The organism is uncultured Gilliamella sp., from assembly GCA_945271295.1.
In the GTDB taxonomy this organism is placed as follows: domain Bacteria; phylum Pseudomonadota; class Gammaproteobacteria; order Enterobacterales; family Orbaceae; genus Gilliamella.
This window is the reverse complement of record CALYPG010000002.1, coordinates 147,348-170,156: the sequence shown is the minus strand read 5'-3', so window position 1 is coordinate 170,156 and position 22,809 is coordinate 147,348. Positions and strand designations below refer to the sequence as shown.

Below are 22,809 nucleotides of genomic sequence, written 5' to 3'. Positions count from 1 at the left end.
TCATCAAATAAAAACTAATTCTTTTGTTCAGCTAAATCTTCTTTGGCTTTTTTCAATAATTCATCCATATTGCTAGTAGAGTCATTAGGTACTTTGCGAACGTCAAATTTTACATTCTTAGCTTTTAATTTTTCAAAGGTATCAACATCATCAGAATTCATTGATAGAACTTTGTTTACCATAACTTTACCAACTGAATGCGCCATTGAACCGACATTAACAACATTAATATCGACGCCCCCTTCAATTGTTCGCAAAACATCTTGCGGATTTTCAAATAAGAGCAATGCTTTCGTGTTGCCAAAGCGAGGATCTCGTGAAACTTCGATAATCTTCTTAATCGGTACTACATTAGCCTTTACTCCTGGCGGTGCCGCTTCTTCAATAAGTTTCTTCCTTAAATCATCTTTAGCCACAGAATCAGATACAACAATAATTCGGTTTGGATTGGTAGATTTAGTCCATGCAGTTGCAACTTGTCCATGTAATAAACGGGAATCAACACGAGCAAGAACAATTTTCATTTTGCCATCACCAAGAACAGTTCCTTCAGGGATGGTATTAGAAGTTTGATTTGTAGTTGGTGTTGATGAAGCCGATTCAACAGTGGCTCGGATCCCTTCTTGGGCAGCAGATAAAATTGAAGCTGCAATTTCTTTAGCTGATTCGCAAGATAAGCGTGCAGAGTAAGCTTCAATTAGCATTGGAAGGTTTAGACCAGCAACTATTGCCCAATTACTGTGCTGACCACATAAATTATTTGCCTGATTGAATGGTGTCCCTCCCCATAAATCCACTAAAAATAGTACTTCATCTTGATTTTCGAATGTCGCTATTGCGGCTAACATTCTCTCCTTTAAACTATCAGGACCATCACTTGGATGCAAGGTAACCGCTTTAACGTTTTCTTGTTCTCCAAATATCATCGTTCCTGATTGTAGAATACCTTCAGCAAACTCACCATGAGTTGCAAGAATGATTCCTACCATACAATTACCTCCCAATTTCTACATTATTGGATAAAACGAAATTATTATTTTATAACTCTAAAAGTATATTATTTTACAATATAAAATATATGGTTATTATTTGTTGTTATATAACTATTATAGCCACTTTTAGTGATAAATTAATTTATAAAATTGATTAGATAATTATTTTTCTAAAAAAAGTATCTATTCCATTCTGTTATAAATTTAAAAAGTAAAATACAACAGTTATTTAGAATTTGATTTTTAATAACATGCTATATTATCAATCAATTATATCTAATTTACGATATAAAACACTATATTAATATATAAAAATATTATATTTATTATTCTTTGTAGTTATGAAAGACAATTATGTAAAAAGATATCTCAGTGGGTATTTTTATATTTGTTTACATTAATTAAATAGTTTTATTTAAAGTTTGACGAATAAAACCATTATTTTTACTAAGAGCTTGTTTTGCTTGTTCAGCATTGAGATTAGCTAGAATCATTAAAATTGCAGTTTTACAATGCCTTTGGCATTGTTCAAGTGCTAAAATTGCGGTTTCGCGATTGCATTCAGTGGCTTGCATTACAATTGATATTTGACGTTCTATCAGTTTAGCGTTGGTTGCTTCAACATCAACCATTAAGTTACCATAGACTTTGCCTGTTTTAATCATACTTGCTGTAGTTAGCATATTTAAGACCATTTTTTGAGCTGTCCCAGCTTTCATTCTTGATGAGCCAGTAATAACTTCAGCACCAACAATAGGAGTGATTGCGATATCAGCGATCGCTATCATCGGCGCTTTAGGATTACAGCATAGGCTAATGACAGTTGCCCCGATGGATTTAGCGAATTGCATTGCTCCTATTACATAAGGTGTGCGCCCACTAGCGGCAATACCCACTAATACATCTTTGGCATTGAAATTTATATTTTTTAAATCTGCAACAGCTAATTCTGGGTTATCTTCGGCATTTTCGACAGCTCTAAAAATAGCAGGCTGACCACCTGCTATTAACCCTATCACTTGTTGTGGTGGCGTGCCATAAGTCGGTGGGCATTCACTAGCATCTAAAATACCTAGTCGACCAGAGGTACCTGCACCGATATAGATTAATCTACCTTGATTGGAAAAAGCACGAGTAATAGTCTCTACCGCTTTAGCAATCTGAGGTAACTGTTTTTCAACAGCAGTGGCAACCTTTTTATCTTCATTATTGATAATTTGTAGGATCTCAAGTGTTGAACAGTTGTCAATTTTTTCACTGTTCGGATTACGATTTTCGGTTACCATAGCTGATAAATTAATGTGCTGCATTATTTTTTAATCCTAACCACAATAAGAAGATAACAAATGCGAATAAACAACCAAAACCAACACCAATAGCAATAACGGGAATATGAAGAGCAATCGCTAAGGAGTAGAGCCCAAGCATGATCATCATTGCGCTATATTCACTTAAATTTTGAACAGAAATAACACTCCCTGCGCCAACAAGCTCTTTACCTAACTTTTGAATTAAGGCATTTAGTGGTACTAAAAAGAATCCACCTAAAGCACCAATTACAATTAATAAGATGTAAGATGAAATAATGTGACTTTGCAAAGTGAAAGCAATAACTGCAATTCCCATCATTATTCCTGCAGGAATGCAACGTAAAGTATTATTCATCGAGATAAATGTACTTGCCAGCCCTGCACCAATAACTATCCCTATAGCAACAACAGCGTTGAGATTAGTAGGTGTCGAATTGTCTAAAATACCCAGTACAATAGGTACCCAGCTAATTAATAAAAAACGTAAAGTGATTCCGGCTCCCCAAAATAGGCTAGTGCCAAGTAGGGTAAAACGAGCTTGTTTATTAGTGAAAATGACTTTCACTGTGTTAGCAAAGTCTTTTATCATACTAGTAAATTGCCATTTGATATCCTGCCTTGCAACTGGCAATTTAGGTATGAAAAAGTTAGCAATCACAGCTAAACCATACATTACCACACAAGCAATTAAGGAGGCAACGATATTAAGATCGGCAATATGACCACCGGCAAGTGAACCTAGTAAAATGGCAGCAATAGTTGAGGCTTCAATTAAGCCATTAGCTTTAACCAGATTATCCCCTGATGTTAGTTCACCTAAAATACCATATTTGGCAGGGGAATAACCTGCCGCACCAATACCAACTAAAAAATAGCCTAAAAAAGGATTAATATTAATACAAATACAACCAGCGCCGACTAACTTTATACAGTTTGAGATCATCATAACCTTTCCTTTTGACATGCTATCGGCAAATTGACCAACAAAAGGTGAAAGTATTATAAAAGGGATAACAAAACCGATCTGTAGTACAGATTGGCTCCACTCCGGATAATGAAGATTTTTGATGTAAGCTAATATGGCAAAAAAAAGGGCATTATCAGCAAATGCTGAAAAAAATTGCGCCAGCATGGTTGCGACCATGCCTTTGTTAAAAAGAGAATGTTGATTCATGATGTACCTTTTTGCTTACTCGTCGGCCATTTTTCGAAGAGTGATAAAATCAATTTTACCCGTACCAAGAAGTGGTAACTCTTTGACTGTACGAATATCACGTGGGACAGCTAATGCAGGGATACCGAGTTCTTGAGCTACTTGATTAAGTTGATCACGATTCAATTCTTTTGAAGTAGTAAATAGCACAATAGCTTCCCCTTTTGATACATCTGATTTGACCGTTGCACCATGCATTGCATTAGGATCAATCTTTTTAGCTAGTGCTTCAACACTTTCTAAGGAAACCATTTCACCGGCAATTTTTGCAAACCGTTTTAAACGTCCTTTAATGGTTAAAAATCCTTCGTCATCGATTGCCACGATATCGCCGGTATCATACCAACCTGGTTCTAGTTGGCCTTGTTCATTAATTGCTTCAGGTGCTTGAAGTTTACCCGGATTTTCAATTCGTAAATAACCCTTCATTACATTTGGACCTTTGACTTGTAATTCACCACCATTGCTGATCCCAGATACTGGAATTATTCGTGATGTCATACCCGGTAATAAGCGGCCAACGGTATTATTTTTAAACGCCATAGGTACATTAAGAGCCACAACTGGTGCACATTCTGTAACTCCATAGCCTTCTAGGATACGAATACCATATTTATCCTTCCATTGTTCGCGAATCGCTTCAGATAGTTTTTCTGCGCCAGCTACAACATAACGTAATCGCATAAAATCATAAGGGTGAGCATAACGGGCATAATTAGCAAGGAAAGTTGGCGTACCGAATAAAATGGTACAGTTTTGGTCATATATAATTTCTGGTACCATACGGTAATGTAACGGATTGGGATACAAAAAGGTTCGGCTACCGGAAAATAATGGTAAAAATAACCCAGCGGTAATACCAAAAGCATGAAATAGTGGTAATGCTGACATAAACCGATCGGCAGGAGTGGGATCGATTACGGTACGAATTTGCTCAACATTGGCAAGTAAACTACCATGGCTATGTACTACGCCTTTTGGATTTCCTTCAGATCCAGAAGTAAAGAGGACCAAAGCTTCATCACTACTTGATTGATATCGTTGAACTAATCGTGGAATGTATTGATGGATAGCGACATAGAGTTTATCAGTAAAGGTTAAGCTTTGACGTAAATCTTCAAGAAAATACCACTTAACATTTTTAATTTCCTCAAGTAAATAATCAAGCTTCCCTTTTTGTATAAATTTACGTGAAGTGATGATGGTTTTAATTTCTGCTGCTGTAATAGCGCAAGTTAGACCTTTGGTACCTGCGGTATAATTGAGCATTGCCGGGATTCGATCTTTAACTGATAGTCCAAAAATCGTTGCAACCGTAATTGTTGCATTGGGAAGCAATACACCAACCCGCTCTTTTCTTTTAGTTATTTTAGCTATAATACAGCTAACACCAATAATTTGTTTTAATAAATTACGATAAGATGCCTCATTGGTAGTCGGATCTTGTACCATTCGAGATTTTACGCCATAACGCACTTGAGCTTCGAGTAATGCTTCAAAAAGTGTTAATTTTGGACGACTAGCCATACGGGCATTCATCATAATTTGATGAAGCTGTTCTCCAGCAATATATCTTCGTTCATTGGCCTTATTTGCATTAGGCATAGAAATTGAAGTCGGTTCAAGTACGTGAATGGTAATTTTAGGGAATAAGTGACGTTTAAATAAACCTTTTAAACGACTGGTTAGCGTAAATTCTGCACCTTCGATCCAAACCGGTACAATAGTCGCTTTAGAACGGGCTGCGACGAAAGCTGCACCATCATAAATTTTCATTAATGAACCCGTTATGGTAATCCGTCCTTCAGGAAAAATTACAATTGGGCGTCCCTTTTCGACTTCACGAACTAAGCTTTTTATTGCCATAGGACTAATAGGATCCATTGGCACAAAATCGACATAACGTTTGGCTAAGCGAACTAACCAATGATTGATATAGCCTGCATAAATAGCAAAAACAGGGCGAACAGGTAAAAAAACACCGATTAAAACACCATCTAGGAATGAAACATGATTAGGAGTGATTAAAAGTCTGTCTTGTTTTAAATTATCGAGATTACCATGAATTTTAACATGAAATAAAATCTTTAAGAAAAATCTTAATACTTTAAATAACATCTTATTTCTCAATTATCGTGCAAAATTGCACCAAATAATGATAGTGAAATTATATAAAATATACAAGTTATGTATACGCCATCAATTTTATTGTTATAAAACAACTTGTTAATTAACTAATAATGTTTGCTATTTTTTTAAAATAGACAATTATAAGCAAAAAAGTAAAATAAAATGCTAAATAGTACCGGCGAAGGAGAGTTGAAATGTTAGTATTAACGGCAAAAGATATTGAAAAAATTTATAGTATGAAAGATGCGATAGCTGCTGATAAACAGGCACTAAAAATTTATACCCAAGGAGATAGTGATGTACCATTACGAATCAATTTTGATGTGCAAAATGGACAATGCTTGTTTATGCCAGCGCATATTAGAGGAAGTGACATTGTTGGAATTAAGATTGTATCTGTCTTTCCTGATAATACAAAACTTGGTAAACCATCGGTCCCAGCACAGGTATTAATGCTCGATCCGCAAACCGGTGAAGTTTGTGCCATGCTTGATGGTACTTTTGTTACTCAGCTTCGAACTGGAGCAGTGCAAGGTGCAGCGACGGATCTTTTAGCGCGGAAAGACGCAAGCCGAGCAGTGTTAATAGGTACTGGTGGACAGGCAATATCACAATTAGAAGCAATGTTAACCGTTCGTCCATTAACCAATGTTGCTATTTTTGATATTGATCATGACAAAGGAAAACAATTTACTGAACAAATGAAAAAACGGTTTGTTCATTTTTCCACAAATCTCTATTTTTCAGAAAATTTAGATGATGATATTAGTCAGGCTGATATTATTACTTCAGTAACAACTTCAAAAGTAGCAACCTTCAATGGTGCTAAAGTTAAATCAGGCACCCATATTAATGGTGTCGGCGCATACACACCGCAGATGCATGAAATACCAGCTAATATTGTTGAAAAAGCTGATATTCGTGTTCTTGATACCAAAGACGGAGTTTTTGCCGAAGCGGGAGATATTATTGATCCTATTAAACAAAAAATAGTAACTCAAGATGACTTTTTAGAATTAGGTGATTTAATTATCAATCCCCAAAAATGTCGACAAAACTCTCAACAAATAACCTTATTTAAAACCGTTGGTACAGCTGTTTTAGATGTGTATGTAGGTTACGATATATACCTTAAAGCAAAAGAGCAAGGAATTGGAATTAATATATAAAAGAAGATAAAAACTAAGTGATTGGCAATATTTTTGTGAAAAGTTTCAGGAGTGCTATACGTTTTAGTATAAAAATTAACTTTTTAATTCGGCTTTTTGTGAACGCCCAAGTAATGCCATTGCTGCTTGTTTAGGATCTTTATGTTGGTAAAGGACTTGGTAAATTTGTTCAGTAATTGGCATTTCAACATGATATTTTTGTGCTAATAACCATACTTCTTTAGTATTTTTACAACCTTCAACCACTTGGGCAATAATCGCTTGGGCTTCTTCAATGGTTTTATTTTGCCCAAGTAGTATGCCAAAACGACGATTTCGCGATTGATTATCTGTGCAAGTTAACACCAGATCACCAAGCCCAGCCATTCCCATAAAAGTGGCTGGATCAGCACCAAGCACAGATCCTAATCGCATCATTTCCGCAAGTCCACGAGTAATTAATGCTGTTCTGGCATTGGCACCAAAACCAAGTCCATCAGATAAACCCGCCCCTATAGCTATAACATTTTTAATTGCCCCACCAAGTTGTACACCAACAAAATCTTTGCTGCTATAAACTCGGAAACTCTTACTACAATGGAATAAATTTTGCAATTCAGTTAAAAATTGTTCATCGTTTGAGGCAACAGTTACTGCAGTTGGTAATCCTGATGCGACTTCTTTAGCAAAAGTAGGCCCAGAAATTACCGCTAATGGAATGTTATCACCAAGAATCTCTCTGGCAACATCTTGTAATAGCCGACCAGTGTCAACTTCAAGCCCTTTGGTTGCCCATACAATTTTACTGTCTTTACGTAAAAAAGGTTTTATTTGGGTTAAAATGCTAGCGAAAGCATGACTAGGTACCACGATAAGTAAAATTGGTGCCGCTGAAACTGCAGTTTGCAAATCACTTTCAATTTGTAGTCGCTCAGGAAAAGGAATATCCGGCAAAAACTGTTTATTTTGCCTATCTTGCTGTAAGGTTGCTATCTTATCTGGATTATGCCCCCATAATAGAGTTGAATGGCCATTACGAGCTAATAAAATAGCTAAAGAGGTTCCATAAGAACCTGCTCCTATTACTGTTATTACAGCTTTTTTTTTCATAAATAATATAAAACTCTTTATTAGTACCAAAGAGCGCTGATTATTGTAACGTGTCAGTTGACTCAGCTTGGGCTTGAGCTTGAGCCTGTTGTTGTTGAATATAGTTCATAAACAGCGCATCGAAATTCACAGGCTCTAAATTAACCGATGGAAAAGAACCTTTACTTACTAAACTGGCAATTGTTTCACGCGCATAAGGAAATAAAATATTAGGACAATATGCACCAAGACAATGTTGAAGTTGACTTTCATTAAATCCAACTAATACGAAAATACCTGCTTGAGTAACTTCACAAATATACACAACTTCGCCATGTGATTTCATTGTGACAGTTACACGTAATGCAACTTCATAAATATTTTCGTTTAATGTTTGAGAAGAAAAATTTAACTCCATATTCATTTCAGGTTGCCATTCTTTAGTGAAAATCTCAGGCACATTATTGGTTTCGAATGAAACATCTTTAGTATAAATTCGTTGAATTGCAAATTCTGTTTCAGTTTGTTGCGTATTGTTTTGTTCTGTCATGATAATGCCTTATTTTTAAATAATATTATTTTCTAACCAGCGGTAAATTTTCGCCATTCCATCCAGCTATGCCATCTTTCAATGCAAAGATATGTAAAAATCCTTGTTTAACTAATGTTTCACCAATACCAGGTGAAGATAACCCATTTTCGTCAATCAAAATAATGAGGTTTTCTTTGAATTTTTCAATAGATTTTGCACTGGCATTTTTAATATCAATGGGCAAGATATTATGTGATTGAGTAATATGTCCTTTTTTAAAACTATCAGCAGAACGAATATCAACAATGATAGCATTTTGTTTGTTGATCATATTGATCGCTTGCGCATTATTAATGATTTTTACCTTTGATAATTTACTTTTTATCGTTAATACAATGATTGCAACAAATAAAACTATCCAGCCTAATGAGAGTATAAGATGATTTTTAATAAAAGGTATAATTTCGAGTGTAATAAAGTCCATACTTATATAATTACCTGATTTATTCAATATTAGCCCGAGATTATAACGATATTGTGCAATGAAATATAGTACCAACTTAAGAAAACTTGTTTTATAGTAATAGTGTTTATTAATAATAGGATCATACCAAAATGGAATTTAGACGATTTTTCCTGCTGTTTATATTTCTATATTTTTCAATAAATTCAGCTTTTGCTGTGAATAAAATAGACGATATTTGGCAGCAAGCTCATGATGGCAATAAAGACGCACAAGCTCAATTAGCATGGTTATTTAACCCAGAAAGAACGATGCAAGTCATTAAGGATGAAAGTTGTAACAATAATCAATTTTTTGCTAATAATCAGTGCCAGACACCTAATTATGAAGATTTTTGTTTTTGGACTAAAAAAGCAGTAGATCAAAACGTAGTTGATCAATTACATAATACCGGATTTTGCTATGAAAAAGGTTACTTGGGAACAACAGGTAAAAATTTAAATTTAGCCATGCAATATTATTATAAAGCTGCCGATACAGATGTAGTACAAGCTAAGTACAGTTTAGGTAATATCTTTTTTAAGCAACATCATTATCAACAAGCAGAAAATTGGTATCTAAAAGCAGCACAACAAAACTATTTACCTGCATTAAAGATGCTTGTGCACCTCTATTTATCTAAATTGGATCAAAAGCAAACTGCATTAAACGTTATCAATAAGATGAATGAAATTTCGGTATTTGAAAGCGAAACAATAAATGCTGAAAATTTGTTAGCTAATTATTATTTAGAAAATGGTGATTATCATAACGCTTATTTAGTATATGCAAAAATAATGAAAAAAGATCCTGATTTTTCATTAAAACTTCACGTACAAACTACACTTGCTTGGCTTATATTGAATGGTTATGGTATCGAGCAAAATATAAGTAAGGCTATTGACCTTTATTATGATTGTTATCGTGACCTCAATCTTATTGATCATGATGAGTTGATTAAAGAAATAACCAAAGCCGAATATATTAATAAACAAGAAAAGCTATGGAATTTGATGTTTGTTGATATTATTTCAGATAGTGATTATGTTACTGCAAACGAAAAATTAGATTTATTGACAACCTTTTTTCCTGACAATCCTGATGCCTTAACTCAATTTGATAAACAAATTGCGCAATTAAAGCAAACAAAAATACGTGATTTAAAAATCAAATATGCTGAGTATTTTCCTCCTTTTCAATATGATCCAGATTTAACTTGTCGTGATTTTTTGCGAGAATTTGATGCAAATGCGCCTGATTTTTTTCAATATGACAACTGCAAAGTTAATGATGGAGGGCAAACAAGACCTGTCAGCGTCACTTACAAAATTGAAGGGAAATATGCTAAACAAGCTCATCAATATATAGCTAAAACCATGGGAATAGGTGAACTTAAATTAATTTGCTGTGCTTGGGTGACGGAAGGTGGTTACCCGTCAACTTACTTGACTAATCCTAAAGATAATTTGCGGTATATGGTGTCATTTAGTTCAGAAGAAACTATTGAGTATGATTGGAACAAAATTACATTTTATTTAGTCATCTCAGGAGATAGGGATAGTGTATAATTTTAGTTATATTAAATGTTGTAAACTTTGATTCATTCGATTTTGTATATGATATAAATAATATTTATTTAGCTGTTTTTTGGCTATTTTTGAATATTAAAAGTTATCATTAATATTATTATGAATTATTTTGGTGCATTGTCATAGCACTTAATGTTATATTTTGGTGCAAAAATAATATTTGTATTATTTGTTCAATAAATCCATTGAATAATCATAATAAAAAAATGGCATTATATTTGCATAAATAAATTACTTGGCAAAATAGCCTTTTATTCTGAATAATTATTTGTCTCAATGGAGAAGATTCATGTCTACACAAAAAGTTTTAACGCTAATTAAAGAAAATGATGTTAAGTTTGTTGACTTACGTTTTACTGATACTAAAGGTAAAGAACAACACGTCACTATTCCTGTTAGTCAAATTGATGCTGATTTTTTTGAAGACGGTAAAATGTTTGATGGTTCATCAATTGCAGGTTGGAAGGGCATTAATGAATCTGATATGGTATTAATGCCTGATACATCAAGTGCGGTAATTGATCCATTTTTTGAAGATGTAACATTAAATCTCCGCTGTGATGTGTTAGAACCAGCGACATTACAAGGTTATGATCGCGACCCGCGTTCTATCGCCAAACGAGCTGAAGAGTTTTTAAAATCATCTGGTATTGCTGATACCGTAATCTTTGGACCAGAACCTGAATTTTTCTTATTTGATGATGTGCGTTTTGGTTCACCAATGTCAGGTAGTTTTGTGCATATTGATGATATTGAAGCAGCTTGGAACTCTGGTACTAAATATGAAGAAGGTAACAAAGGTCACCGTCCTGGCGTAAAAGGTGGATATTTTCCACTTCCTCCTGTTGATTCATCACAAGATATTCGCTCTCAAATGTGCTTAATTATGGAGCAACTAGGTTTAGTGGTTGAAGCTCACCATCACGAAGTTGCCACCGCTGGTCAAAATGAAATCGCCTGCCGTTTTAATACCCTTACTAAAAAAGCTGACGAAGTACAAATCTATAAATATGTGGTTCAAAATGTCGCTGATGCCTATGGCAAGACGGCTACTTTCATGCCTAAACCAATGTTTGGTGATAATGGTTCTGGTATGCACTGCCATCAATCTTTATCTAAAGATGGTGTAAATTTATTTGCAGGCGATAAATATGCAGGCCTTTCTGAAATGGCTCTATTTTATATCGGCGGTATTATCAAACATGCTAAAGCAATAAATGCTTTTACCAACCCAGCAACTAACTCTTATAAACGTTTAGTACCGGGTTATGAAGCACCAGTTATGCTTGCTTATTCTGCACGTAATCGTTCTGCATCCATTCGCATACCTGTTGTAACAAATCCTAAAGCTCGTCGTGTTGAAGTGCGTTTCCCCGATCCAGCTGGTAATCCGTATTTATCATTTGCGGCACAATTAATGGCTGGTTTAGATGGCATTATTAATAAGATTCATCCGGGCGATGCAATGGATAAAAATTTATACGATTTACCTCCAGAAGAATCTAAACTTATTCCTCAAGTAGCTGGTTCACTTGAAGAAGCATTAGATGCATTAAATGCTGATCGTGAATTTTTAATTCGTGGAAATGTCTTCACTAACGATACTATTGATGCTTATATAGAATTAAAACGTCAAGATGTTGATCGTGTTCGTATGACTCCACATCCAGTAGAATTCGAATTATATTATAGTTTATAGATAGTATTTTTTGAAAAAATCTTAAAGCATTATCCACCGCTTGTTGCGGTGGATTTTAATGAGGACGGAAATCCAACGATGACATTTGATAATGAGTCTGATGCTAATCTGGTTCTCGATTCTATGATTACAAGTATTTTATTACTTGATAAGAATCTTAATATTATTTATGTTAATGCTGCGGCACAGCAACTATTAGCTCAAAGTTCAAAAAAATTATTAGACAGTTATTTCCCCGATCTATTAAGTTATTTTTCACTTGATATTGAGTTGATGCAAACGGCATTAGCAAAAAATCAAGGATTTACTGATAATGAAGTTAACTTAGTTATTAATAATGAATTGCATATTTTATCGTTAACCGCTCAGCCTTTAGAGAAAGGCAATATTTTGATTGAAATGATTCCATTAAATAATCATAAACGATTAAGCCAAGAACAATTACAACAAGCACAACAAAGTGCAGCACGTGAGTTAGTTCGAGGTTTAGCGCACGAAATAAAAAACCCGCTAGGGGGATTAAGAGGTGCCGCTCAATTATTATCACGAAAGTTACCTAACAACGAATTACAAGACTATACACAAATTATTATTGAGCAAGCAGATCGGTTAAGAAATTTAGTTGACAGGTTATTAGGACCACAACAGAGATTACAGCAAACAAAGCAGAATATTCATAGATCAATTGAAAGAATTTATACACTACTATGTTTAGAAAAACCACAAAACATTGAAATTCTACGGGACTATGATCCTAGTTTACCTGATCTGATTCATGATTCTGAACAGATAGAACAGGTAATTTTAAATATTATTCGTAATGCGTTGCAGGCGATAGGTTCCAATATTGGAACTATTATCATTAGAACCAGAACGGCTTTTCAAATCACATTACATGGTCAACGTTATCGCTTATGTGCTCGCATTGATATTGAAGATAACGGTCCAGGAGTACCTGTGCATCTGCAAGATACGCTTTTTTACCCAATGGTAAGTGGTTATGAAGGCGGGACAGGAATTGGCCTTTCAATTGCACGTAATATTGTTGATCAGCATCATGGTAAGATTGAATTTAATAGTTGGCCGGGGCACACAGAATTTTCTGTCTATTTGCCAATCAAGCAGTGAGGTAAATTAAAAATGAATGTTTGGATTGTTGATGATGATAGTTCTATTCGCTGGGTATTAGAAAAAGCATTAACTACAGTTAATTATAATTGTGTCAGCTTTGCCAGTGGTCAAGAAGTCATTGATGCATTAGCCACTCAGGCGCAAAAACCGGCCGTATTAATTTCTGATATTAAAATGCCAGGAATTGATGGTTTGACTTTATTACATTATGTAAAAGAACAGATTCCTAATTTACCCGTAATTATTATGACTGCGCATTCTGATCTTGATGCAGCAGTTAATGCTTACCAAAAAGGTGCTTATGATTATATTCCTAAGCCTTTTGATGTTGATGAAGTCATTCAATTAGTTGAGCGCGCTATTTTACAAAGCCAAAATCAAAAAACGAATTCTCATACCACCGCCAAAGCATCAACAGGTATTATTGGTGAAGCACCTTCAATGCAAGAGGTTTTTCGTATTATCGGACGTTTATCAAAATCATCTATCAGTGTATTAATTAATGGCGAATCAGGAACGGGTAAAGAGTTAGTCGCTAAAGCACTGCATACGCATAGTCCTCGAGCAAATGCGCCTTTTATTGCATTAAATATGGCAGCAATTCCTAAGGATCTGATTGAGTCTGAACTATTTGGACACGAAAAAGGTGCATTTACGGGAGCTGCTCAAATTAGGCATGGACGGTTTGAGCAAGCTAATGGTGGTACACTTTTTTTGGACGAAATTGGCGATATGCCGCTTGATGTACAAACGCGGTTATTAAGGGTACTAGCTGATGGGCAGTTTTATCGAATTGGCGGATATTCACCGGTTAAAGTAGATGTACGTATTATTGCCGCAACTCACCAAGATTTGGAATTGAGAGTAAGGGAAGGTAAATTTCGAGAAGATCTATTCCATCGTCTAAATGTTATTCGAATTTTATTACCACCGCTACGCGATCGAGCTCAAGATATTCCAAAGTTAGCTGAACATTTTTTGGTTACTACGGCTAAAGAATTAGGCGTAGAAAATAAAATATTTAGCCCTGAGGCATTGAATGTGTTATGTATGTTTAATTGGCCGGGGAATGTTAGACAGCTTGAAAATACTTGCCGATGGGTAACGGTAATGTCTTCAAGTAAAGAAATTTTAATTCAAGATTTACCCCCTGAATTGCTAAAAATATCCAAACCTAAGATTGCAATTGATAATGAAGTAAATACGCTTCCAAGCACCCAAGTTCAGCAAGGGGTGAATTGGCAAACTTTACTCGAACAATGGGCAAAGCAAGCACTGATTTCTGGTAAAACAGAGATATTAACTGAAGCAGTGAGTGATGTTGAGCGTATTTTATTAAATTGTGCACTTAATTTTACCCGTGGACATAAACAAGATGCCGCTCATTTATTAGGCTGGGGGCGCAATACTTTAACACGAAAACTTAAAGAGTTATCGATTGATACAAAAAATACACAATAGTTTTTTAATAGTTTTTTGCTAGTTAATTTATTTGTGAGATTATAGTTAACTATAGATAGTTTACACTAAACTATAATACGCCCGTAGCAAAAACATACTAATAGATATACATAAAATTCAAACGCTTAGAACTTTATAATATATTATTATAATAATACTACATCTCCATATCTATAATTGTATGTAACGTTTTCAATTAGTTCCCCAGATATCATAAAATATAAAGTTTCAAAGCCAACATAACCTCCAAAGCTATTTTTTGCATTAACCTGAACAGGAACAATCCAACCATACGCAATGTCGAAAGTTAATCCACCTTTACGATATCCTTTTCTAGGGTTGCCAAATTTATATTGAGCAGAAAACGGGTCTTTTAATTTTGCTCCTATAATATTTTTAATATTTTCTTCATAATTAACTGGTTTACTACCAAAGTCTACTGTTGCCAAATCTTTTTCGCTAGGCGTTGACATACATCCAAATAAGCAAAATGCAAAAATAATAATAAGTAATTTCTTCATACCATTCTCTCTTTTTTTGATAAATATTATGTATTTTTTTAATAAAAATCAACATTCCCATTATTATAATAATGTTATTCTTTTATGTTTATTGATGATTATCATCTTTTTTAGGTAGTTATAATAATATTAAGTTCAGAAAGTTTATTGGGACAATAATTATATCATTAGCTCCTTTAAATATTTAAAGAACATTGAACCCCATTTGGTTTTTCGCTACAATCCAATAATGAAAATGATAATTATTTTGTTTATCATTTTAATCTATATCTGGGATTGACAATTAGGAGATCAAATGTATTCATATATCAAAGTTAAATTTTTAGTATTATGTACATTATTATTAGCTTTAACTGGATGCGATAATAAAACAGATAAACAAACTACTATAAAAACGGTTACTATTGAACATGCACAAGGAAAAACAGACGTTCCTGATAACCCTCAAAATGTGGTTGTTTTTAATCCGGCAATACTAGATATTATAGATGCATTAAATATTCCAGTAACAGCTGTTCCACAATCTGATGTCCATTTTCCTGATTTCTTGGCTAAATATAGTGATAAAGCCTATACCAATGTTGGTACCTTATTTGAACCAAATTATGAAGTTTTAAGCTCCCTCAAACCAGATGTAATTATTGCCGGTGGGCGTACTAACGATGTCTATAATAAGTTAAGTGAAATTGCACCAACTATTGCCTTAGATATTGATTCGACTAATTTTTTAACGAGCCTAACTCAGCGAACCACTCAGTTAGGAACTATTTTTCATAAAGAAAATGAAGCTAAAAAATTAATTGCTGATTTCCAGCAAAAAATCGACCAACTTAAGCCTAAAACTGCTAATGCAGGCACAGCATTAGTAATCATGGTTAATGGTGGTAAAATGTCTGCTTATGGTTCAAAATCTCGCTTTGGTTTTGTCTTTGACCAGTTAAATTTTAAACCAGCAACAACTTTCCAAGAAGCAGGCCGTCATGGTAATGCAGTGACTGCGGAATTTATTTTAAGCGTTAATCCTGAATGGTTATTTGTGTTAGATCGCGATAATGCCATTGGCAATAAAGAAGCACAATCTGCTCAGCAAGTATTGGATAATGAACTAATCAAAAAAACGAATGCTTGGCAGCATAATCATATTGTTTATTTAGATTCAACGTCTATGTATATAGCTGGCGGCATACAAACATATAGCCGTTTAATGGATCAAATCAATAAAGTTTTACAAAAATCAGCTAATAATTAATGTAAAACATGGTTAAATCTTTTTATTTTATTGCAGGCATTGTTATTGTATTGATAATGACTGCAATAAGTTTATTTATAGGTGCAGGGCATGTAACATTGTCTGAACTGTTGACAAATAATAACATGCGAGACATCTTCTTCGTTAGCCGTATTCCAAGAACAGTTGCATTAATATTAGCGGGTAGTGCTATGAGTGTTGCCGGTTTGATTATGCAATTACTGACGCAAAATCGATTTGTTGAACCTTCTTTAGTGGGCACCACCCAATCTGCAAGTTTGGGATTGCTAGTTATGATGGTTTTTGCACCTGCAGCAAGTGTTATGACTAAAATGGTCGTAGCTAGTTTATTTGCTATGCTTGGCACTATGCTATTTATGATGATCTCACGAAAAATTATTTTCAAATCTGCACTTATGGTGCCTCTAGTCGGTATTATGTTAGGCGCTGTAATTAGCGCTATTACCACCTTTTTTGCAATGTACTTTGATTTGTTACAATCACTTAGTGGCTGGGAGTCAGGGGATTTTTCCGGAATATTAAAAGGCCGTTATGAACTATTATGGTTGGTTGGTGGATTGACCTTACTCGCCTGTTGGAGTGCAGATCAATTTACTGTAGCAGGTTTGGGGCGTGATTTTTCGGTTAATGTTGGGCTTAATTATCGACGAGTCATGTTAATGGGGTTAATTGTCATTGCCTTAATTGGTGGTATTGTGGTGGTAGTTGTGGGAGTGTTGCCATTTTTAGGTTTGATTGTACCCAATATTGTGAGTTTATTATTTGGCGATAATGTGCGTAAAACAATTCCGTGGATCTGCCTTTTTGGTGCTGGATTAGTGTTAGTTTGCGATATTATTGGTCGTGTTATCCGTTATCCATTCGAAATTCCAGTTAGTGTTATTTTGGGCGTAATTGGTGCTATTATTTTTCTGATGTTGTTGGGTAGAAGACGTCATGTTAATTAATCAAACTGACCATATTTCCGCTATGAAAAGATTATTAATATTATTGATTATTGCATTGATCTGCATTGTATGTTTTATGACTATCAATCTAAAAGGTAACATTAGTTATATTCTAATGCATCGAACTTGGATTATTTTAACTATGCTTTTAGTCGCTTTTTCGGCAGCAACCTCAACTTTATTATTTCAAACAGTAACCAATAATCGAATTTTGACTCCGTCTATCATGGGGTTTGAAGCTTTATTTGTTTTAATTCAAACATTGGTGATTTTTTTTGTCGATGCACAGGGTATACCTTATATTGGTATCATTGGTAAGTTTCTATTTGAGTCATTATTATTGATTCTATTTTCATTATTTTTATACCGTGGTTTATTTACCAAACTTAAGCAAAATTTACATTTAGTTTTATTAATTGGGATTATTTTAGGAACTTTGTTTCGGAGTTTTTCCAATCTACTTCAACGTTTAATGACACCAAGTGAATTTGCTATTTTACAGAGTCGTATTTTTGCCACCTTTACTCGTGCAGAACCAGTATTAATCATTTTTTCATTAGTTATTGCTAGTGTGATTGGTTTATTTTTATGGCGCATGCGTTACCGTTTTGATGTGTTAGCATTAGGGCGTGATAATGCCATTAATCTAGGCGTTGATTACCAAAAAAGTGTCACTATCATTTTATTATTGGTATCGGTGTTAGTCGCTATATCAACTGCATTAGTGGGACCATTTACTTTTTTAGGATTATTAATTGCTAATTTAGCTTATAGTATTAGCGGTTCTAGTCAACACCGCTTCTTGTTACCAACCGCTGTGTTATTGGGCATTATTTTTCTGGTAGGTGGGCAATTATTTTTGGCTCAGGTGCTTAATCTTGTGGGTGCTTTATCAATTGTGATTGAATTTATTGGTGGTTCTCTGTTTATATTCTTATTATTGAAAAAGGTTTCAATGTGATAGAAATTGATAATATTAGTAAAAAGTATCAAACAATCCCGGTATTAAAAAATGTCAATGCGACAATTACACAAGGGGGTATTACTGCCATCATAGGACCTAATGGTGCCGGTAAATCTACATTATTATCAATTATTAGCCGGCTGTTATTGCCAGATGAAGGACAGGTTAAAATTCAAAATATGGACGTGGTAAATACGCCAAGTGATAAATTAGCGACTTACCTTTCAGTACTTCGGCAAGAAAATCGTTTTACCAGTAGATTGACAGTATTTGAATTGGTCGGATTTGGACGTTATCCTTACACTAAAGGGCGCTTAAATGCTGATGATCATCAGCATATTAACCGAGCATTAGAATTTTTGAATCTTACTGAATTTAAAGATCGTTTTTTAGATGAATTATCTGGTGGTCAACGTCAACGCGCCTATGTTGCCATGGTACTTTGTCAAGATACTAAATATGTGTTGCTTGATGAACCACTTAATAATCTTGATATGAAACATGCCGTTGCAATGATGAAACAATTGCGTCGTGCGGCGGATGAACTGGGTAAAACTATAGTCATCGTTATTCATGATATCAATTTTGCTTCGGTGTATTCTGACTATATTCTTGCTATGAAAAAAGGTGAATTAGCTTATCAAGGCACACCAAAACAGATTATGAATACTCAAATCTTAGAAGATATATTTGATACCCCTGTAAAAATAGCCAATATTTATAATCAAAATATTGCTATTTATTATTAATCATTAATCATCAAATTGGTTACTATCTACTAAATCTGACAGTTTGCTTAAGCTCATCTGTGAAAATATCTCATATTTAACAATTTAATCTAATTATGCTTGTTATTAAACCTTAATAATTTAGTTAGAGATGATTTAAGGTTTACAACTTATTTTCTTTCATGTTAAATTTCCTAAAGTTATTTGCTGAGAAAATATTTATGAAATTGGAAGAAATTGCTTTTTTAGCAGGGGTTTCAAGAACAACTGCAAGCTATGTGGTTAATGGAAAAGCCAAAAAATATCGTGTTAGTGATAAAACTATCGAAAAAGTAATGGCGATAGTGAAAGAATATAATTATCAGCCTAATGCAGTTGCTGCAGGGCTAAGAGCAGGTAAAACACGTTCCATTGGTATTATTATACCTGACTTAGAAAATATCAGTTTTACACGTATTGCTAATTACCTAGAACAACTAGTTAGAAAACAAGGATATCAATTATTGATTTCCTGTTCAGAAGATAATCCTGAGATCGAAAAAAAGTGTGTAGCACATTTAAAACAGCGTAGAGTTGATGCATTAGTCATATCTTCATCATTTGTATCAACTAAAGATTATATTTTTTATAATGATTGGGAAAATTCTGAGACTCCTTTGTTTGCCTTGGATAGAACATTGTCAGCATCAATATTTAGAAGTATTGTTGGTGCAGATAAAGAAGATTCTAAAACATTGGCTCATGCATTTAATAAATTTGTGCAAGATTCAGTTGTTTATATTGGAGCTTTACCTAATTTATCTGTTAGTCAACTCCGCCTAAATGGTTTTAAAGATATTGCGTTAAAAAGTTGTAATAAGGTTGATTTTTTATATGCCAATAATTATAACCGTCACGATGCTGAGATAGCTTTTAGTCAATGGTTAGAGACTCATAACCTTCCAAATGGAATTTTTACTACTTCTTTCTCTTTGTTACAAGGTACAATTGATGCAATATTGAAAAAATTTGGTCAGTTACCAGAAAATCTAGTTATTGCGACATTTGGTGATAATGAATTACTCGACTTTTTACCTTGTAAAGTGATTTCACTTTCGCAAGATCACAAAGAAGTAGCGGAGGTAACGATAAAATTATTACTAAATAGTCTACATAATAAAAGTTATGCACCTGGAACAACAATAATTCCTCGTCAATTGATTTATCGAGGTAGTTTGAGTCGTGATCGTAACTGTGATGTGTAAAATCACCTTAATTGGCGAAAAGACTATTAATAATTTTTAACTAAAAAATCAGATCTAGATCACATATTAATTATTAATAGAAATAAAATATTTGATAATTCTTTTCTTTTTATTAATAATTGCTGAAACGATTCAATTATGTTCAATAAGGATCAAGAATTACTGAGTCACTTCATTCGCCCCAACATTTAACTCAGAGGTATTTATTATATGTTTCATTTAGTTAAAGAAAATATTCATTTAAATGAGCAAGCAACCAACAAAATAGAAGCAATTAAAAAAGTAGCAGCAGCCTTAACGAGTGCTGGATTTGTTGAAGAAGGATATGTTAACGGAATGCTTGAACGTGAAGCTCAAGCTGCAACCTATTTAGGTATTGGTATAGCCATTCCTCATGGTACGACTAAGACCCGTGATTTAGTAAAAAAGACTGGTGTACAAGTTTTTTGTTTTCCTAATGGTGTGGAATGGGGTGATGATGGCGAAAAAGCCTACCTTGCAATTGGTATTGCGGCAAGTTCTGATGAACATTTAGAATTACTTCGTCAATTAACTCATGTTCTTGGAGCAGACGGTGTTGAGGAAAAAATTAAAAATATTAAATCTGCTGATGAAGCCATTGCTATTTTAACAGGTAAGGTTGATAAAGCAGATAGTCACTTTATAATCAATGAAGCATCATTATTATTAGATATTCCGGCAGATAGTTTGGCAACCTTACAAGCTTTAAATGCTTCACGGTTAAAACAATTAGATGCAGTAAATGCTAGTTTTATTGCCAATGTATTAGATAATAAACCAAATTATTTGGGGCATGGCATATGGTTAAATGATAGTAAACAAGGCAATTTAAAAAATGCAATGGCGATTAGCCGAACTATTAGTAATATTAATGAAGGTAATAAACCAGTTAAATTACTAATTACCATGTCAGCAATTGATGATTCGGTTACTAATATAATAAATCATTTGGCATATTTAATCTTTAATCAAGATATTCAAAAGTTATTATCAGGTAATAGTGATAATCTTATTAATCTACTCGTTACCGATTCTGTATCAGCGGATCAAACTTCTAATCCATCATCTGAACCTACTACTGATCAAAGTAGTACTACTCTAAGTCGTGAATATGTGATCACAAATGAAAATGGTTTACACACTAGACCATCATCAGTATTAGTTAAATTAGTGAAAGAGTTTAATAGTAAAGTAACTGTTGCTAATTTAGACAGTAAAGCTGAACCTGTGAGTGCAACTAGCTTAATGAAAATTGTGGCACTTGGTGCTAAAAAAGGTAGCCGATTACTATTTACCGCTGAAGGTAATGATGCTCAACAAGCATTGGAAGCAATCGGTAAAGCAATTGAAAGTGGTTTAGGTGAGGGTAGTGAATAATGGCTTATCGTGTTGCTACTATTACTTTAAATCCGGCTTACGACTTATTAGGCTTTTGCCCAAAAGTTGAACTAGGTGATGTTAATTTAGTGCAAACTAACGCGTTACTTGCTGCCGGGAAAGGTATCAATGTAGCTAAAGTGTTGTCAGATTTAGATGTTCAATTAACTGTGGGTGGTTTTTTAGGTAAAGAAAATCGAGATGGATTTAATTTATTATTCAAAACATTAGATGTGATTGATAAATTCCAAACTATTGAAGGAAAAACACGCATTAATGTCAAATTGACCGAACAAAATAGTGAAGTGACAGATCTTAATTTTTCTGGTTTTACTATCAGTGATCAAGATTGGCAAGATTTTGTAACAAATTCACTTGAATGGTTAAAAGGGATTGATATGGTTGCTATTTGTGGCAGTCTACCGGCTGGTTTGTCACTTGATAGCTTCACAAAATGGATGGAGCAAGTTAAAAAAGTTTGCCCCAAAATTGTGTTTGATAGTAGCCGTGAAGCATTAGTTGCAGGATTAAAAGCTAAACCATGGCTGATTAAACCAAATGACAAAGAACTTGAAATGTGGGTAGGGCGAAAATTACCGACTTTGCCTGAAATAAAATCAGCAGCTAAGGAGCTCATAAATGGAGGTGTTGAAAACGTAGTGGTTTCACTCGGTAGTAAAGGTGCTTTATGGGTAACTAATAATGAAGCATGGTTGGCTAAACCACCAAAATGTAAAGTGATCAGTACTGTTGGCGCTGGCGATTCAATGGTTGGTGGTATAATGTACGGTTTGCTGACCAATCAATCAATTAAAGACACATTAGTGTTTGCTTCAAGCGTCGCAGCTTTATCGGTTGAACAAGCTGGAGTTGGTATATCTGATCGTCAGGCAGTAAGCAAAATGCTAGAAAAAATTGAAATAATTGCTGGATAGGAGTCT

The 22,809-nt window shown here is 34.2% G+C and carries 20 protein-coding genes; 12 read left to right on the top strand and 8 right to left on the bottom strand.

The genetic code is table 11. The features are described 5' to 3' along the window. Positions 1–14: 14 nt before the first annotated feature. The 4 genes from Q0K76_RS02205 to aas all read right to left on the bottom strand — a co-directional run bounded on the left by Q0K76_RS02205 (position 15) and on the right by aas (position 5,633). Positions 15–989 carry a mannose/fructose/sorbose PTS transporter subunit IIA gene (locus Q0K76_RS02205; protein WP_294610582.1) on the bottom strand — a complete coding sequence of 325 codons (975 nt, stop codon included), beginning with the start codon at positions 987–989 and terminating at the stop codon, positions 15–17. Positions 990–1,393: 404 nt separating this feature from the next. Beyond that, a complete protein-coding gene (gene murQ / locus Q0K76_RS02200) occupies positions 1,394–2,302 on the bottom strand; it encodes an N-acetylmuramic acid 6-phosphate etherase (protein WP_294610579.1) in 909 nt (302 codons plus the stop codon). Continuing rightward, entirely contained in the window at positions 2,289–3,476 is a 1,188-nt protein-coding gene (lplT, locus tag Q0K76_RS02195; RefSeq protein WP_294610576.1) for a lysophospholipid transporter LplT, read from the bottom strand. Before lplT ends, murQ begins: the two co-directional genes overlap by 14 nt. A gap of 15 nt (positions 3,477–3,491) precedes the next feature. After that, on the bottom strand, positions 3,492–5,633 hold the full coding sequence (aas, locus tag Q0K76_RS02190; protein WP_294610573.1) for a bifunctional acyl-ACP--phospholipid O-acyltransferase/long-chain-fatty-acid--ACP ligase: 2,142 nt from the start codon (positions 5,631–5,633) through the stop codon (positions 3,492–3,494). A 206-nt stretch (positions 5,634–5,839) separates the two neighbouring features. Between aas and Q0K76_RS02185 the strand changes: the two genes are divergently transcribed. Then, positions 5,840–6,814, top strand: coding sequence for a hypothetical protein (locus Q0K76_RS02185; protein ID WP_294610570.1), 975 nt, complete (start codon positions 5,840–5,842; stop codon positions 6,812–6,814). Between the two features lie 75 nt (positions 6,815–6,889). Here Q0K76_RS02185 and gpsA read toward each other — a convergent pair whose 3' ends face one another. Genes gpsA through Q0K76_RS02170 form a run of 3 tightly spaced genes read right to left on the bottom strand, consistent with a single transcriptional unit; the run spans position 6,890 to position 8,898 of the window. Continuing rightward, complete coding sequence (gene gpsA / locus Q0K76_RS02180; RefSeq protein ID WP_294610566.1) at positions 6,890–7,903, bottom strand: NAD(P)H-dependent glycerol-3-phosphate dehydrogenase; 1,014 nt, start codon at positions 7,901–7,903, stop codon at positions 6,890–6,892. A gap of 40 nt (positions 7,904–7,943) precedes the next feature. Further along, a complete protein-coding gene (gene secB, locus Q0K76_RS02175; protein ID WP_294610563.1) occupies positions 7,944–8,432 on the bottom strand; it encodes a protein-export chaperone SecB in 489 nt (162 codons plus the stop codon). A gap of 25 nt (positions 8,433–8,457) precedes the next feature. Beyond that, positions 8,458–8,898 carry a rhodanese-like domain-containing protein gene (locus tag Q0K76_RS02170; RefSeq protein WP_294610560.1) on the bottom strand — a complete coding sequence of 147 codons (441 nt, stop codon included), beginning with the start codon at positions 8,896–8,898 and terminating at the stop codon, positions 8,458–8,460. A gap of 197 nt (positions 8,899–9,095) precedes the next feature. Here Q0K76_RS02170 and Q0K76_RS02165 point away from each other — a divergent pair, with 197 nt between their 5' ends. From Q0K76_RS02165 to glnG, 4 genes are all read left to right on the top strand, one after another. After that, positions 9,096–10,484, top strand: a complete 1,389-nt coding sequence (locus Q0K76_RS02165) for a DUF4952 domain-containing protein (RefSeq protein ID WP_294610558.1) — start codon at positions 9,096–9,098, stop codon at positions 10,482–10,484. 310 nt (positions 10,485–10,794) lie between these two features. After that, positions 10,795–12,204 carry a glutamate--ammonia ligase gene (gene glnA, locus Q0K76_RS02160; protein ID WP_294610555.1) on the top strand — a complete coding sequence of 470 codons (1,410 nt, stop codon included), beginning with the start codon at positions 10,795–10,797 and terminating at the stop codon, positions 12,202–12,204. A 78-nt stretch (positions 12,205–12,282) separates the two neighbouring features. Further along, entirely contained in the window at positions 12,283–13,332 is a 1,050-nt protein-coding gene (gene glnL / locus Q0K76_RS02155) for a nitrogen regulation protein NR(II) (RefSeq protein ID WP_294610552.1), read from the top strand. Between the two features lie 12 nt (positions 13,333–13,344). Then, complete coding sequence (glnG, locus tag Q0K76_RS02150) at positions 13,345–14,796, top strand: nitrogen regulation protein NR(I) (RefSeq protein WP_294610549.1); 1,452 nt, start codon at positions 13,345–13,347, stop codon at positions 14,794–14,796. A 146-nt stretch (positions 14,797–14,942) separates the two neighbouring features. Here glnG and Q0K76_RS02145 read toward each other — a convergent pair whose 3' ends face one another. Then, positions 14,943–15,317, bottom strand: coding sequence for a hypothetical protein (locus Q0K76_RS02145; protein ID WP_294610546.1), 375 nt, complete (start codon positions 15,315–15,317; stop codon positions 14,943–14,945). Positions 15,318–15,624: 307 nt separating this feature from the next. On the opposite strand from Q0K76_RS02145, the gene Q0K76_RS02140 reads away from it, so the two are divergent. The 7 genes from Q0K76_RS02140 (at position 15,625) to fruK (ending at position 22,803) form a co-directional block, all read left to right on the top strand. Beyond that, positions 15,625–16,566 (top strand): siderophore ABC transporter substrate-binding protein, encoded by a 942-nt coding sequence (locus Q0K76_RS02140; protein ID WP_363322380.1) that lies wholly within the window; start codon positions 15,625–15,627, stop codon positions 16,564–16,566. A gap of 8 nt (positions 16,567–16,574) precedes the next feature. Next, positions 16,575–17,534, top strand: a complete 960-nt coding sequence (locus Q0K76_RS02135) for an ABC transporter permease (protein ID WP_294610541.1) — start codon at positions 16,575–16,577, stop codon at positions 17,532–17,534. Continuing rightward, a complete protein-coding gene (locus Q0K76_RS02130) occupies positions 17,524–18,495 on the top strand; it encodes an iron chelate uptake ABC transporter family permease subunit (RefSeq protein WP_294610538.1) in 972 nt (323 codons plus the stop codon). The genes Q0K76_RS02135 and Q0K76_RS02130 overlap by 11 nt, the downstream gene beginning before the upstream one ends. After that, complete coding sequence (locus Q0K76_RS02125; RefSeq protein WP_294610535.1) at positions 18,492–19,247, top strand: ATP-binding cassette domain-containing protein; 756 nt, start codon at positions 18,492–18,494, stop codon at positions 19,245–19,247. The genes Q0K76_RS02130 and Q0K76_RS02125 overlap by 4 nt, the downstream gene beginning before the upstream one ends. Before the next feature lie 200 nt (positions 19,248–19,447). Beyond that, on the top strand, positions 19,448–20,470 hold the full coding sequence (cra, locus tag Q0K76_RS02120) for a catabolite repressor/activator (RefSeq protein ID WP_294610532.1): 1,023 nt from the start codon (positions 19,448–19,450) through the stop codon (positions 20,468–20,470). Positions 20,471–20,680: 210 nt separating this feature from the next. Further along, entirely contained in the window at positions 20,681–21,868 is a 1,188-nt protein-coding gene (gene fruB, locus Q0K76_RS02115) for a fused PTS fructose transporter subunit IIA/HPr protein (RefSeq protein ID WP_294610529.1), read from the top strand. Beyond that, positions 21,868–22,803 carry a 1-phosphofructokinase gene (gene fruK, locus Q0K76_RS02110; protein ID WP_294610527.1) on the top strand — a complete coding sequence of 312 codons (936 nt, stop codon included), beginning with the start codon at positions 21,868–21,870 and terminating at the stop codon, positions 22,801–22,803. The genes fruB and fruK overlap by 1 nt, the downstream gene beginning before the upstream one ends. Positions 22,804–22,809 lie beyond the last annotated feature (6 nt).

Excerpts from the sequence above, each read along its gene's own strand:
- Q0K76_RS02205 (WP_294610582.1), bottom strand. The coding sequence starts at position 989 with ATGGTAGGAATCATTCTTGCAACTCATGGTGAGTTTGCTGAAGGTATT.
- murQ (WP_294610579.1), bottom strand. The coding sequence starts at position 2,302 with ATGCAGCACATTAATTTATCAGCTATGGTAACCGAAAATCGTAATCCG.
- lplT (WP_294610576.1), bottom strand. The coding sequence starts at position 3,476 with ATGAATCAACATTCTCTTTTTAACAAAGGCATGGTCGCAACCATGCTG.
- aas (WP_294610573.1), bottom strand. The coding sequence starts at position 5,633 with ATGTTATTTAAAGTATTAAGATTTTTCTTAAAGATTTTATTTCATGTT.
- Q0K76_RS02185 (WP_294610570.1), top strand. The coding sequence starts at position 5,840 with ATGTTAGTATTAACGGCAAAAGATATTGAAAAAATTTATAGTATGAAA.
- gpsA (WP_294610566.1), bottom strand. The coding sequence starts at position 7,903 with ATGAAAAAAAAAGCTGTAATAACAGTAATAGGAGCAGGTTCTTATGGA.
- secB (WP_294610563.1), bottom strand. The coding sequence starts at position 8,432 with ATGACAGAACAAAACAATACGCAACAAACTGAAACAGAATTTGCAATT.
- Q0K76_RS02170 (WP_294610560.1), bottom strand. The coding sequence starts at position 8,898 with ATGGACTTTATTACACTCGAAATTATACCTTTTATTAAAAATCATCTT.
- glnA (WP_294610555.1), top strand. The coding sequence starts at position 10,795 with ATGTCTACACAAAAAGTTTTAACGCTAATTAAAGAAAATGATGTTAAG.
- glnL (WP_294610552.1), top strand. The coding sequence starts at position 12,283 with ATGACATTTGATAATGAGTCTGATGCTAATCTGGTTCTCGATTCTATG.
- glnG (WP_294610549.1), top strand. The coding sequence starts at position 13,345 with ATGAATGTTTGGATTGTTGATGATGATAGTTCTATTCGCTGGGTATTA.
- Q0K76_RS02145 (WP_294610546.1), bottom strand. The coding sequence starts at position 15,317 with ATGAAGAAATTACTTATTATTATTTTTGCATTTTGCTTATTTGGATGT.
- Q0K76_RS02135 (WP_294610541.1), top strand. The coding sequence starts at position 16,575 with ATGGTTAAATCTTTTTATTTTATTGCAGGCATTGTTATTGTATTGATA.
- Q0K76_RS02130 (WP_294610538.1), top strand. The coding sequence starts at position 17,524 with ATGTTAATTAATCAAACTGACCATATTTCCGCTATGAAAAGATTATTA.
- cra (WP_294610532.1), top strand. The coding sequence starts at position 19,448 with ATGAAATTGGAAGAAATTGCTTTTTTAGCAGGGGTTTCAAGAACAACT.
- fruB (WP_294610529.1), top strand. The coding sequence starts at position 20,681 with ATGTTTCATTTAGTTAAAGAAAATATTCATTTAAATGAGCAAGCAACC.
- fruK (WP_294610527.1), top strand. The coding sequence starts at position 21,868 with ATGGCTTATCGTGTTGCTACTATTACTTTAAATCCGGCTTACGACTTA.